The organism is Lactococcus sp. NH2-7C (assembly GCF_029953655.1).
Lineage (GTDB): Bacteria > Bacillota > Bacilli > Lactobacillales > Streptococcaceae > Lactococcus > Lactococcus lactis.
In genome coordinates this window covers 1,663,965-1,676,924 of the sequence record NZ_CP124538.1, presented here as the reverse complement: position 1 = coordinate 1,676,924, position 12,960 = coordinate 1,663,965, and the positions used below count along the sequence as shown (strand labels likewise).

Here is a 12,960-nt window from a genome sequence, read left to right as displayed (position 1 = left end):
GCCTTAATGACAGATTTTTCATTTTCAAATTAGAGATTTGCAACGTTATGATAAACTTTTTGAACATCATCGTCATCTTCAAGAGCATCAATAAGTCCTTCAAAGATTTCTAAATCTTCTGGTGAAAGTTCAACTTCTGATTGAGGAATCATTTCTAATTCTGTTGTTGAGAACTCAGTAATTCCAGCTTCTTTAAGTGCTGCAATTCCTTTATGAAGGTCTGTTGGTTCTGTATAAACAACAATATTTCCTTCTTCTTCGGTCACATCACGAACATCAACTTCAGCATCAAGCAAAATTTCAAAGATATGGTCAGGGTCAGTTCCTTCAAAAACAATCACGCCTGTATTGTCAAACATATAGCTGACAGCACCGGCTGCCCCGATATTCCCACCATTTTTGTGGAAAGTAGTACGGACATTAGCGATTGTACGGTTAACATTTGAAGTCAAAGTTTCGGCGATAACCATTGAACCATTTGGTCCAAATCCTTCATAACGTCCTTGAACGAAAGTTTCATCTCCGCCACCTTTAGCTTTATCGATTGCTTTATCAATAACGTGTTTTGGAACTTGCGCTTGTTTGGCACGTTCAATAACGAATTTTAATGATGAATTTGATTCTGGATCTGGTTCACCTTGTTTAGCAGCGGCATAGATTTCAACACCGAATTTTGCATATACTTTAGAAGTTGCACCGTCTTTAGCGGTTTTTTTAGCAACAATATTGGCCCATTTACGTCCCATTGGAATAATCTCCTTGAAATTTTATTTAAATTATTGGCAGAGGATTAATCTGCATGATTTTTTCTATCATATTATATCACAATTTGTAAAGGCTCGTCTATGAGAAATCAAAAAAATCCCGATTTTACGGGATTTTACTTTAATTTCATCAGGGATTATTCTTGTGAGGAAATTTCATTAGAGTTTTCTTCACCTTCTTTTATTTTCATTCTTAATAAGAACACGGCAGCAATAATCCATAAAACAAGCGAAACAAATATAATAACCCAAGCAAAGATTCCTGCAATCAGTGTTAAAATTGCTGCTGCATTGCTCAAATTGAATCTTCTATTTTGGCGAAGTAAAATAATCGCAAGGATAAATGTTGCTATTCCTACAAACCCAATAATAATTTTGATAAACATAGCAGGGCCAGAATTTGCTGCATTAAATCCGGCTTCAAAGCTGTTTGAACCAGTTGAATTGAGTGCTTGCGATAGTGAAGCCATTGAAACGATGGTTGAAAGCACAACCAAGGCAGCACCAATGATGTTAAGAATCCCCGTCACTTTGACAAGATTCTTCATGCTTTTTTCAGTCATAATAAAAATTCCTTTTCTTTTTATCATAACATATTTTTTACGTTATTTACAAATATTTATCGTAAATGTCTATCTGATTGATGAACGAATTGGTTTTCGACCAAAATTTTGTTCTTCAAATTGAACATTTCCTAATTGATAAATTTCATCAGCTTTTTGGGTCAAGTTGTCCCATGGGTTTTGCCCAATTTTACTGATAATTTTTCCCCGATTTTGAGCTAAAATTTCTTGACCAGTTTTTGAAAAACCTAACACATGAATTTGTTCTGGTAAATCAAACTGCTTTGGAATATTTAACAAAATATAAGTTAAAAGCCTACGAACACGCGCTTTCGTATAACGTTTGGTATAAACTTGTTCGACCAATTCATCAAAATTTTTAGCAGATTTGACCGCCTTTTTTAAGCGGACAGAAAGTTCTTGATTGACTTGAAAAATATTTTCCAAGTGCTCATCAACTCGAATTTTATATTGCAGAAGTGGAAAATAAGCTGCCCAATTAGTTTTTGGACTTGCATAAGCCGCTAAAATGGCTGACGGAACATGATTTTTTATTGCTGACAAGTCTGTCGGCACCGATTTATTACTGACAGATTGATTAGTTTGCTCTGTCAGTAAATTTTGCTTTTCTGTCAGTGAAAATAACTCCTGACGGAGTGCGGTTGCACTAGCAAATCCTTCTGTCAGCTCTAGTGAATGGAATTTTCCGACGCGTTTAATCGCTTGTAAATTAATTTGTTTACCTGCCGCTGCTTTAGCATAGGCAAGAGCTAAGACGTGATTTGGTGTGTTCCCGTCAAATTCAATTCCCGTAAAATGCTGCCACATTTTTTGAGTTTTTTCAGGGTAGGAAAGCTGGTCAGCTAATGATTGAATGTAACTTTCCATTTCCTCCCCTCTTTTTTCATAAATATCAGCAATTTCATTATAATCAATTGCTGATTCTGAACCAAAAGCCAGGTCAGTAATTCCAAGATTTTTTAAAATAGCCACAGCACCACTTGCAAAAAAATCAGCTGCCTGTACCGAAACAGTGACAGGTAATTCAACCACTAAATCAGCACCACAAGCTAAAGCCATTTGAGCCCTCGTCCATTTGTCAAAAATAGCAGGCTCTCCTCGCTGCATCCAATTCCCTGACATTGCTACTATTTTTATCCCCTCAATCTGGTTCAAAAGATATTCATGTCCCTTATGAAATGGATTAAATTCGGCAATAATTCCTGTAATCTTATTCATTTTCTACCTCTAAAAAAATCTGTCAGTAACTGACAGAAATATTTTTTCGATTATTTTTTACAGACAAAGAACCAACGCGCACTATCTTCGCTCGGCGCCTCGTCAGTAAAATCTGCACAGACCATCGCTTCTTTAAAGCCGGCAGTTGCCAAGCGCGCGAGATAATCGTCGATTGGATAAGTCCGTTCTTCATGAACTTCATCTTTTCTTGTAAATTTCCCATCAGAACCCTGAATGAAAAAGCTCAATTCATGGACAATAGAATGTGGAACTTCTCCTTCAAATGAGTCCCATAAAAAAGCAAAATCTTCCGCATTTTCATGGTAAGAGTAATTTGGGAAAACTTCATCTACTTGATAAGTTGAATGCACATCAAAAATAAAAGTTCCACCTTCATTTAGTATTTCAAAAACACCATCAAACGTAGCTTGTAATTCATCCAAATTTTCCAAATAGCAAAGTGAGTCAGAATAGCAAGTTACCGCATCAAATTTGCCAAGACCAGAAAGTTCGCGCATATCCCCAGCAGTAAAATCAAGTTGATAACCGGCTTGACGAGCTTTTTTACTCGCCAAAGTTAACATTTCTTCAGAAATATCAAGACCGGTCACTTTGTAGCCTTCTTGGGCCAAACGAACCGATAAAGCACCAGAGCCGCAAGCTAACTCAAAAACTGATTTTATTTCTTTTGGTAAATGTCTTTTTGTAAAATCAAGCCATTGCTCATAAAGTTCTTGGTCCATAACCTGATCATAGACTCTTGAAAAATCTTCGTAAAATGCCATTTCAACCCTTTCTAGAATTAGTGACAGCTCTTTTAATAGGGCTGTCAGTAAATTTTTAAAATAAATAAGAGCTCTGTCAGTAAAACCGACAAAGCTATTAATTATTCAGCCATAAATCCAGAAATATCTACCATTGGTGCATCAGACCAAAGTTTTTCTAAATTAAAGTGTCCACGTTCATCATGTCCAAAGACACTGACTACGATATCACCAAGGTCAATCAAAACCCAACCTGTTTTTGCATCGCCTTCAATATGACCTGCTACTTTTGCTCCAGCAAGTTCAGCCGCTTCAGCAATATTATCAGCAATTGCATCTAACTGACGGCTATTCATTGCTTCCATAATCACAAAATAATCTGCAACAAATGTCACTTCAGACATATCTAAAGCCACAATATCAAGTGCTTTTTTATCATCGGCTGCTTTTACAACCACTTCAAGTAATTTTTTTGAATCCAATTCTTTCCTCCGAGACTTTTTGTCTCTTTTTATTCATTAAAAATCTTTTTAAGATTTATTATTCATTTTCTCTAGATCCTTTACAATCAAATGTAAAAACTAGACCCACTTATTTTAACATAAAAAGTTACAGCAACCAAAAGTTGCCTGTTATATTCATTATTTTTAGAGAAATTTTAAAAAACGCTTCTGTGAATGATTACTGGTATAACCTTGATGTTCATAAAATTGATGCGCCTTATGCCTTTGCACTCCGGAGTTTAGTCTAATAACATTGATTTCTCTAGTTTTAGCAATTTCTTCTAATGTGTTAAGTAATTGAGCACCAATTCCCTGTCCTTGATTTTTTTCATCCACAACTAAACCTAAGACATTTAGCATCACTTGTTCAGCATAAACTGGAGCATAAATTTCTGCTTCAATGAAAGCTACCACTCTTTCTCCCAAATCAAAAACAAGAAATTCATGGTCGGCATCTTTTAAAATACGTGCAAGATTTTTCTTAACAGCCACTTCAGAAATTGGATAACCAAGTACTCCAGAAAGGCGAGCAATGTCAATATAATCTTTCATTTCAGCTTTTCTAATCATTCATTTTCCTCTGTTGATAATAAGCAGTTTATCTCTAACTATATTTCAAGACAAATAACCAATAAAAGCATTATAGGCTTCAAAAGTTTGAGGGTAGATGGTCAAACGACGTTCTGCCAAATACTCAACCAAACGCATGGTTTCAAAAGCAACTGCTTGATTTAAATCTTGATTAGCAACTGCACGGGCTTCAATGACCCCTGGAAATGTTCGACCATCTTCAATGTAATCCGCTACATACAATACCTTAGCCAAACCAGACATTTCTTTATCTCCGACCGTATGAATCTCAATCGCCCGTAAAATTTCTTCATCTTCAAGTCCGAAATCTTCACGCATTTTATAAATTCCGACTTTTCCATGCCAAATATTATTATCCCAATTTTTCAAATCAGCATCTAAGCCATATTTATCAATCAAGGCTAGAAAAGTTTCATCATCCACTTCTTTACAATAGTCATGTAAAAGTCCAGCTAAACTTGCTTTATGCGGGTCAACTCCATATTTTTGCGCTAACGCAATCGCTGCTTTTTCCACACCGAGCATATGTTCAAAACGTGATTTTTTGACCATGCTAGCAATTTTCGCTAACAAATCCTCTCTTGATAAATTCACTTCTGGATAAAAGTCAAACATATAATCCTTCTTTCAAAATGTAATCTAAAACCTTCGGTGCCAAAAGAAAATGTGGTTTAATTCCACGGTGCAATTGTTCCCGAATCAAATTTCCAGAAATATCCATCATTGGAACATCCACCCACATAATCGGATAAGAAGTTCCTGCCCGATAACGAGGCCTACGAATCCCAACGAATTGAACTAATTCTAATAACTCATCAATATGTGCCCAATGAGCTAAACCAGAAATCATGTCACCACCGATAATAAAATAAAAATCACAATCTGGATTTTCTTCATGAAGCTCAAGTACCGTTTGATAAATATCAGCGCCATCTTTAGCTTTCAGGCGACAAGCGTCTACTTCTAAACCAGGACAATCTTCAATAGCTGCGGTCAGCATAGCTGCAACATGCCCGTCAGTATTATGTTCTGGTAAAAAGACAACTTTTTCCAAATTAAGTTCTTGGCGCACTTGGTCAGCAATTGTCAAATGGCCAACATGAACAGGATTAAAATTACCCCAAAAAAGTCCGATTGCCCGTCGTTTCTCGTCTTCTTTAGCTTTTAATTCTACCTTTGTAAAAGGAGTCAATAAATCTATTGCCATTTGTTCACCCATTATATCTTAGTCTTTGATTATTTTTTAGAACACTTTATTTCACAATATTTTTAACTTCAACCGAAATTTTGCGATTTTCTTTGCGGTCAGAAACTTTAAACACAATGAGATTTCGACCGATGATTTGAACAACATCAAGTCCCATTTCTTCAATTGCTTCTGCCACATCTGTTGCCACTTCATCTGAGTTTTGTAAAATATTAACTTTGATCAGTTCACGTGCATCAGCAGCATTACGAATGCTGGTCAAAATTTCATTAGACAAACCACTTTTGCCAATTTGAACAATTGGTTTAATATTAACTGCCAAGCTACGCAAGTAGCGTTTTTGTTTTCCGTTCATTTCCATGATTTAATTTTTCCTATTTCTATTTTTAAAATTTCCGAGCAACCTTTAATTATTGGGTAATTTCCAACTCAATTCAGGCGCAATCAATCCTTTAATCAGATACCCTTCTTCACCCTCAACCACTGATTGCACCAAGGCACTTTTTCGTAATTCAGGTAACTGATAGGCTTTTTCGTAAGGTAACTCTAACTCAAAAGCATCAAAAAGCTCATGTAATTTTTCCAAAATAGCTGTTTTCAGCCATTGCACGCCACTTTCAGATTTAATTGAGAGTTGCAAACTTGGCGATAAAGTTGGCAAGAAATCACTTGGTGCTATATCCATTTTATTATAAACATTCAGCACAGGAATATTTGTCAATTTCAAATCTTCCATGATTTTTAAAACTGTTTGTTCATGAATTTCATGATGAGGGTTGCTGGCATCAACAACATGAATCAGCAAATCAACATTAGCTGATTCTTCTAAAGTTGATTTGAATGCTTTAATCAGCTCTGTTGGCAGGTTTTGGATAAAACCGACAGTATCTGTCAGTGACACCGTAAAGTCTTCAACCAATTTAACTGCTTTTGTTGTGGCATCCAAAGTCGCAAAAAGTTCATTTTGCTCATATTGTTCTTTATCAAGCCCAACTAAAGCATTCATAATGCTGGATTTTCCGGCATTGGTGTAACCAATTAAACCAATCCGAAAAATTCCTGATTTCGAGCGTTTTTGACGAATATTTTCCCTTGTTTTTTCAACTTTTTTGAGGGCTTTATCAATGTTTTCAATTCGGGTGCGAATATAACGTCGATCTGTTTCAAGCTTGGTTTCACCTGGCCCTTTAGAACCAATTCCCCCACCTTGACGGCTGAGCATGATTCCTTGCCCCACCAAACGAGGCAAAAGATAATTGAGCTGGGCTTCTTCAACTTGAAGCATTCCTTCATGCGAGCGCGCACGCATTGCAAAAATGTCCAAAATCAATTGCATTCTATCGATGACTTTGACACCCAAAGCTTCTTCTAAATTGACATTTTGCCTTGGTGATAAGCGGTCATTGAAAATAACCGTATCAACTTCACCCACTTCAATCGCCCAACGCATTTGTTCTAATTTTCCAGAACCAATCATTGTCCGACTATCTGGACGTTCTCTTTTTTGAGTGAATTGGTCAATAACCAAGCCGCCAGCTGTTTTTGTCAGTTCAGCAAGTTCAATCATTGATGACTCAAAAGCCTGAAAATTTTCAGCTGTTTCCACTCCTGCAAGGAGAACTCTTTCTTGTTTTTCTTCTAAATCTATCAAATTTTTAGTAAAATTTTCCTTTTTTATTTTTGTCAGCTGAGTTTAGACTAAAATTGTTATGGAGCCAAACTCTGCTCATTTATTTATTCAGCTGTCACAATTCTTTTGATTTGAGAATTTACTGACAGATTTTTCAGCTCGTCAGCAAAGAATGTCGGGAAAGCTTTGTAATTTTTATACTCAGCAATTGGAATCCATTTCAAAAATTCTTTGCTACCATCAGTCCCAAAACTCTCTGATTTTACTGATAGATTTTCTGTCAGTGGTCTCATCAGAAAATAAAAACTCAATTCATGACAATTGACCTTATTTAAAAAATCACTTTCCTGACCCGTAAAAAAATTTTCATGGATAAAAGCTAATCTTTCGATTTCAAGATGTAAACCAGTTTCCTCATAAAGCTCACGCAGACAAGCCTCCTCGGCCGTTTCACCCAGTTGCACGGCACCACCAACCGAATAATAATAATCATTGTGGTCATTGCCAACCATTAAAACAGCATCATCTTTAATAATAATTCCAGCTGCCCGATATCGAAACCACTGATTATTACGCGTAAAACCAATATCCTGGCTAGTCTCTTCCATTTTAATTCTCCAAGATTTTACTGACAGAAATTCTGTCAGTAACTTTACAAGATAAACTGTGCCTATTTTTTATCCAATCAATGCCTTACGAACAACTACATCCACACCCTCTGGCACCCAAGCTGCAACAACTGCTTTTTGTGGCACACGAACCCAGCCAAGACCAGAAAAGACAATGTCTGATTTGTCAGTGATTTTAAACTCACGATGAACCAATTTGGCACCAACTAAAGCAGGAGCCAAAAGTTCTCCTTTATGCTTTTCATAAAATTCAGTCGCACCTTCAAGTTTCGTCCGATGAACATTGATTTCATTGTCAAAATAAGCCGTCATTCCTTGACGTTCGCCACTTATAAAATCAAACCGTGCCAAACCACCAAAGAACAATGTTTGTTCAGGATTGAGCTGATAAGTTTTCGGCTTAATTTCTTTACGCGGTGATACATATTTCAAATCTTCTGGTTCCAAATAATGAGCCATTTGCCCACGGTGGATAATCCCCGGTGTGTCAATCAATGCCGAATCTTCATCAAGCGGAATTTCAATCTTATCAAGGGTTGTCCCAGGGAAACGTGAAGTTGTAATCACATCCTCAGAACCTGAAGCTGATTTAATAATTGCATTAATCAAAGTTGATTTACCAACATTCGTTACCCCAACCACATAGACATCACGCCCACGGCGGTAGTATTCAATAGCTTCCATCAATTCAGCCACATCATCTTTATTTTGAGCTGAAGTCACTAAGATATCTTTAGGTTTAAGCGAACGTGAAGTCGCTTGTTCTCTCAACCAAGCAGTTAATTTCCCAACTTTTAGTGATTTTGGCAAAACATCACGTTTATTGGCAACCATGAGTAAATCATTTCCACCAGTCAATTTATGAAGGTTAGGAATCAAAGAGCCATTAAAGTCAAAAATATCAACCACATTGACAATCAAAGCATCATGTTGACCAATTTCTTTAAGTAAACGCAAAAAATCTGCATCCGTCAAACTTGTCGGTGCAATTTCATTATAATGACGCAAGCGGAAACAACGCTGACAGTATAAATCCTCATCGTTCTCAATTTTTTTCTTCAAAGCACCCGCAGGCAAAAAACCAAGTGCATTTTTATCCTCAGTTTGAATTTTTGCACCACAACCAATACAGTACAAATCTTCCATTGTATTTTCATTTTCAATCATATTGCTTATTATACCACATTTCAACAGCATTTTTAGCCTTTTTTCCTATAATAAAAGACCTATTTTTATCATCCTTTTACTGACAAATTTTTCTGTCAGTAAATTTCAAAATAAAAAAGAGAACGACAACTTGTCAATTCCCTTTTTTTACTGACAGAATTCTTGTCAGTAATTTTTATTGTACAGAATAGTTAGGTGCTTCTTTAGTAATTTGTACATCATGTGGATGTGATTCTTTCAAACCAGCACCAGACATTTCGATAAATTGTGCTGAATCATGCAAAGCAGTAATATCAGCCGCACCAGTATATCCCATTCCTGCTTTCAAACCACCAAGCATTTGGAAAACGATATCTGTCGCTGTTCCCTTATAAGCCACACGCCCTTCAATTCCCTCTGGAACAAGTTTGTTAGCTTCATTAACAGCCCCTTGGAAATAACGGTCTTTAGAACCTTTTTTCATTGCTGCCAAGCTACCCATTCCACGGTAAGTTTTAAACTTACGGCCTTGGAAGATTTCAAATTCACCAGGAGATTCGTCAGTACCTGCAAGCATTGAACCAAGCATAACTGCGTCTCCACCAGCAGCAAGTGCCTTAACAATATCACCAGAATATTTAATCCCACCATCAGCGATGATTGTTTTACCAAATTCACGCGCCACATTTGCCGCATCATAAATGGCTGTAATTTGCGGAACACCTACACCAGCAACAACACGAGTCGTACAGATAGAACCAGGACCAATCCCAACTTTAACCACATCAACACCAGCTTCAAACAAAGCACGGGCACCCTCACCAGTAGCAATATTACCAGCAATCAAAGTACGGTCTGGGAAATGATTACGGATTTCACGAATTTTACGTAAAACACCCGCCGAATGTCCATGAGCCGTATCAATAACAATCGCATCAGCCCCTGCAGCAAACAAAGCTTCCGCACGCTCAAAAGTATCAGAAGATACACCAACTGCTCCTGCAACAAGCAAACGACCTTGCTCATCTTTAGCAGCATTTGGGAATTCAATCACACGTTCAATATCTTTAATTGTAATCAAACCAGCCAATTTACCAGCTTCATCAACCAAAGGTAATTTTTCAATTTTATGCTCTTGCAAAATACGAGCAGCTGTATCTAAAGTTGTTCCAACCGGAGCAGTAATCAGATTTTCAGAAGTCATCATATTTTTGATTTGTTGATTATAATCCGTAATAAAACGCAAGTCACGGTTAGTAATAATCCCTACCAATTTACGATTTTCAAGCGTATCAACGATTGGTACACCAGAAATTCGGTAAGTTGCCATCAAGTTTTCAGCTTCTTCAATTTTATGATTTGGAGTCAAGAAAAATGGATCTGTAATAACACCAGATTCTGAACGTTTCACTTTATGAATTTCTTCAGCTTGTTCCGCAATAGTCATATTTTTGTGGACTACACCAAGTCCACCTTGACGCGCCATTGAAATAGCCATTTTTGAGTCAGTTACAGTATCCATGGCAGCAGAGATAATTGGAATATTCAAAGTCAAATTTTTAGCCAACTTTGTCTTCATACTCACCTCATTTGGTAAAACATGAGACTCTGCTGGAATCAGCAACACATCATCAAAAGTAAATCCCTTTTTCAAAAACTTAGTTTCCCAGTTTGACATCGAAAATATTCCTCCATTATCGTGCTATATATACTCAATATAGCTATATTTCTATGGCATTCGCCAATTTTTTATTTTTACTATTCTACCACTATTCCCAAAGCATTTCAACAGTAGAAAACAGATTAAATAAGAAAATATGCATAATTTAAACTGATAATTACCTTATTATTTCATAAACTTGCCTTAAATATGGTAACATATATTATGCAAGTAAAAAAAAATGACTTGAAATTACACTTTAAGTCAAATTAAAAACAAATAAATTAAATAATTAATTTGTTTTTACTAAAAAGCAATATTCCTTTTTTATTATCATTGTAAAATATAATAATAACTCTTATTTATCTTACACCCATCAAAAGAAAGCAATAATTTTAGAAATGAAACTGAAAAAATCTTACCTTATTTCCCTAATACTCTTTTCTGGATTACTATTTACAAAACCAGTATTAGCTGAAGACGCTATTAGTTCAGACAATACTCCCATGGGGCACTACATTGAGCAAATTCAAACTCAAGAAGCTTCCAAAGACAGTAGCAGTGATACATCAGCTACAACTCCTAATATCAGAGCGCGTTCGTTTGCTGCAGCTCCAGCTGCCAATGTTCCTTCTGATCTTAAATCCGATGATAATACATTGCCAAGAAAAGATGCTGTTGATATTGCCAGCTATCAATCATGGATGACACAAGCAGACTTTAATTCTCTTAAGACATCTGGTGTCAAGTCAATTGTTGTTAAACTCACCGAAGGAACTAATTATACGAACCCATATGCTGCAAATCAAATTAAAATGGCACAGAATGCCGGCTTAAATGTGGCGGTCTATCACTATGCGCGGTTAACAGGAGCCAATTCACAAAGTGCTGCAAATTCATTAGCCATACAAGAAGCCGCATACTTTGCAAAAGTAGCTAAATCTTTTGGATTGTCTAGCAACACTGTAATGATTATGGACTGCGAGCAACCTTATAGAGATGGTTCTGGAAATATTATTGGGCCCAACCCCATAACGGTTGATTGGGCAACAGCAGGTGTACAATTTGCTAACACGCTCAAAACAAATGGTTATAGCAACACAAAGTTTTATACCTCTGCTTCATGGATTGGAACAAATACAGCAACCTGTCAAATGAACTATAATACATTAGGTGGTCCAAAAAATCTTTGGGCTGCTCAATATCTATACGGCAAACCATCTTCTAGCAATCTCCAGAATACACAATATGGAGCTTGGCAATATACAAGCCAAATGTATTATCAAGGAACATCTAACTTAAAAGCCAATGCTGTTGATACTTCAATTGATTATAGTAATTTTTTTGCATCATCTGGTACAATCCCCCCGATAATTCTATCATTCCTCCCGGAGATAATTTAGTAGCTAATGGGCTCTATAACATATCATCTGCAAACAGAGCGATAGATATTAGTGGAGGTGGTGTAGTAAATAATTCTACAATTCAAACTTATAGTAAAAATGGATCTGCAGCTCAAATTTGGCAAGTAACACGTTTGAGTAACGGCTACTATACTTTCATGAATCCTCAATCAGGAAAATATTTAGAGATTAAAGCCGCTGCAACAGCTAATGGGACTCGAGTTAATCTTTATCAAGGCAATGGAACCGATGCTCAACAATGGGTGATCGTGCCAAATAGTTCTGGAGGATATTCTATCCTATCTAAACTTGCAGGAAAAGCCATTGATATTCCAGCAAATTCTTATAATAATGGTTCACAATTACAAATATATGCTTCAAATAATACTCTTGCTCAAAGCTGGTCTTTCACTAATACAAGCACTCCAACCCCTGTCACCGATGGAATTTATCGTATTAGAAATCTTACTCATCCTCTTTTTGTTGACCTTGCTGGAAATAATAGCGCAAATAAGACACAAATTCAAGTTTATTCCGAAAATAATACACCAGCTCAACTTTGGAAGTTCACAAAACTTTCCAATGGGAATTATGAAATTTCAAATCCAAATTCTGGAAAGTGTATAGAAGGTGCAGGTGCTAATCTGAGCAACGGTACTAAAGTGCAACTGTATCAAAGAAATGGAACCATGGCACAGCAGTGGATAATTACTTCATTCTCTTCTGGAATAAGAATTAAAAATGCCAATTCAGGAAAAAGCTTGGATATAAAAAACGGGAATTATTCTCCAAATGCACCATTACAGTTATATGACTCAAACTATACAGCAGCTCAACAATGGCAACTTATAAAATAAAAAA

Annotated in this window: 15 protein-coding genes; 2 read left to right on the top strand and 13 right to left on the bottom strand. The window is 36.4% G+C overall.

What is annotated here, in order from left to right:
* Positions 1-29 precede the first annotated feature (29 nt).
* The 13 genes from QJV49_RS08510 to guaB all read right to left on the bottom strand — a co-directional run bounded on the left by QJV49_RS08510 (position 30) and on the right by guaB (position 10,714).
* Positions 30-746: a YebC/PmpR family DNA-binding transcriptional regulator gene (locus QJV49_RS08510; protein WP_010905223.1), complete on the bottom strand. Its 717-nt coding sequence runs from the start codon at positions 744-746 to the stop codon at positions 30-32.
* Between the two features lie 155 nt (positions 747-901).
* Complete coding sequence (locus QJV49_RS08505; protein ID WP_014570363.1) at positions 902-1,327, bottom strand: hypothetical protein; 426 nt, start codon at positions 1,325-1,327, stop codon at positions 902-904.
* Positions 1,328-1,396: 69 nt separating this feature from the next.
* Entirely contained in the window at positions 1,397-2,566 is a 1,170-nt protein-coding gene (locus QJV49_RS08500; protein WP_225513048.1) for a nucleotidyltransferase, read from the bottom strand.
* 50 nt (positions 2,567-2,616) lie between these two features.
* Positions 2,617-3,351 carry a class I SAM-dependent methyltransferase gene (locus QJV49_RS08495; protein ID WP_225513049.1) on the bottom strand — a complete coding sequence of 245 codons (735 nt, stop codon included), beginning with the start codon at positions 3,349-3,351 and terminating at the stop codon, positions 2,617-2,619.
* 101 nt (positions 3,352-3,452) lie between these two features.
* Entirely contained in the window at positions 3,453-3,812 is a 360-nt protein-coding gene (rsfS, locus tag QJV49_RS08490; RefSeq protein WP_225513050.1) for a ribosome silencing factor, read from the bottom strand.
* 165 nt (positions 3,813-3,977) lie between these two features.
* Positions 3,978-4,403 (bottom strand): GNAT family N-acetyltransferase, encoded by a 426-nt coding sequence (locus QJV49_RS08485; RefSeq protein ID WP_225513051.1) that lies wholly within the window; start codon positions 4,401-4,403, stop codon positions 3,978-3,980.
* A gap of 45 nt (positions 4,404-4,448) precedes the next feature.
* A complete protein-coding gene (yqeK, locus tag QJV49_RS08480; protein WP_225513052.1) occupies positions 4,449-5,039 on the bottom strand; it encodes a bis(5'-nucleosyl)-tetraphosphatase (symmetrical) YqeK in 591 nt (196 codons plus the stop codon).
* Positions 5,032-5,631 carry a nicotinate-nucleotide adenylyltransferase gene (locus QJV49_RS08475; protein WP_012897052.1) on the bottom strand — a complete coding sequence of 200 codons (600 nt, stop codon included), beginning with the start codon at positions 5,629-5,631 and terminating at the stop codon, positions 5,032-5,034. Before QJV49_RS08475 ends, yqeK begins: the two co-directional genes overlap by 8 nt.
* A 46-nt stretch (positions 5,632-5,677) precedes the next feature.
* The gene (gene yhbY, locus QJV49_RS08470; RefSeq protein ID WP_003129828.1) at positions 5,678-5,992 is read right to left on the bottom strand and encodes a ribosome assembly RNA-binding protein YhbY; all 315 of its coding nucleotides are present in this window, start codon (positions 5,990-5,992) and stop codon (positions 5,678-5,680) included.
* A gap of 45 nt (positions 5,993-6,037) precedes the next feature.
* Complete coding sequence (gene hflX / locus QJV49_RS08465) at positions 6,038-7,282, bottom strand: GTPase HflX (RefSeq protein WP_225513053.1); 1,245 nt, start codon at positions 7,280-7,282, stop codon at positions 6,038-6,040.
* A gap of 83 nt (positions 7,283-7,365) precedes the next feature.
* A complete protein-coding gene (locus QJV49_RS08460; protein WP_225513054.1) occupies positions 7,366-7,869 on the bottom strand; it encodes an NUDIX hydrolase in 504 nt (167 codons plus the stop codon).
* A gap of 69 nt (positions 7,870-7,938) precedes the next feature.
* A complete protein-coding gene (yqeH, locus tag QJV49_RS08455) occupies positions 7,939-9,057 on the bottom strand; it encodes a ribosome biogenesis GTPase YqeH (RefSeq protein WP_225513055.1) in 1,119 nt (372 codons plus the stop codon).
* A 175-nt stretch (positions 9,058-9,232) separates the two neighbouring features.
* Positions 9,233-10,714, bottom strand: a complete 1,482-nt coding sequence (gene guaB, locus QJV49_RS08450) for an IMP dehydrogenase (protein ID WP_031559132.1) — start codon at positions 10,712-10,714, stop codon at positions 9,233-9,235.
* Positions 10,715-11,202: 488 nt separating this feature from the next.
* Here guaB and QJV49_RS08445 point away from each other — a divergent pair, with 488 nt between their 5' ends.
* Complete coding sequence (locus QJV49_RS08445; protein WP_225513056.1) at positions 11,203-12,099, top strand: GH25 family lysozyme; 897 nt, start codon at positions 11,203-11,205, stop codon at positions 12,097-12,099.
* Entirely contained in the window at positions 12,045-12,956 is a 912-nt protein-coding gene (locus tag QJV49_RS08440; RefSeq protein ID WP_309568397.1) for an RICIN domain-containing protein, read from the top strand. The genes QJV49_RS08445 and QJV49_RS08440 overlap by 55 nt, the downstream gene beginning before the upstream one ends.
* Positions 12,957-12,960 lie beyond the last annotated feature (4 nt).

Bases quoted from the DNA above. Each gene is read 5' to 3' on its own strand.
- QJV49_RS08445 (WP_225513056.1), top strand. From the start codon at position 11,203: ATGGGGCACTACATTGAGCAAATTCAAACTCAAGAAGCTTCCAAAGAC.
- QJV49_RS08485 (WP_225513051.1), bottom strand. From the start codon at position 4,403: ATGATTAGAAAAGCTGAAATGAAAGATTATATTGACATTGCTCGCCTT.
- QJV49_RS08495 (WP_225513049.1), bottom strand. From the start codon at position 3,351: ATGGCATTTTACGAAGATTTTTCAAGAGTCTATGATCAGGTTATGGAC.
- guaB (WP_031559132.1), bottom strand. From the start codon at position 10,714: ATGTCAAACTGGGAAACTAAGTTTTTGAAAAAGGGATTTACTTTTGAT.
- yhbY (WP_003129828.1), bottom strand. From the start codon at position 5,992: ATGGAAATGAACGGAAAACAAAAACGCTACTTGCGTAGCTTGGCAGTT.
- yqeH (WP_225513055.1), bottom strand. From the start codon at position 9,057: ATGATTGAAAATGAAAATACAATGGAAGATTTGTACTGTATTGGTTGT.
- QJV49_RS08510 (WP_010905223.1), bottom strand. From the start codon at position 746: ATGGGACGTAAATGGGCCAATATTGTTGCTAAAAAAACCGCTAAAGAC.
- yqeK (WP_225513052.1), bottom strand. From the start codon at position 5,039: ATGTTTGACTTTTATCCAGAAGTGAATTTATCAAGAGAGGATTTGTTA.
- QJV49_RS08505 (WP_014570363.1), bottom strand. From the start codon at position 1,327: ATGACTGAAAAAAGCATGAAGAATCTTGTCAAAGTGACGGGGATTCTT.
- QJV49_RS08460 (WP_225513054.1), bottom strand. From the start codon at position 7,869: ATGGAAGAGACTAGCCAGGATATTGGTTTTACGCGTAATAATCAGTGG.
- QJV49_RS08500 (WP_225513048.1), bottom strand. From the start codon at position 2,566: ATGAATAAGATTACAGGAATTATTGCCGAATTTAATCCATTTCATAAG.
- QJV49_RS08475 (WP_012897052.1), bottom strand. From the start codon at position 5,631: ATGGCAATAGATTTATTGACTCCTTTTACAAAGGTAGAATTAAAAGCT.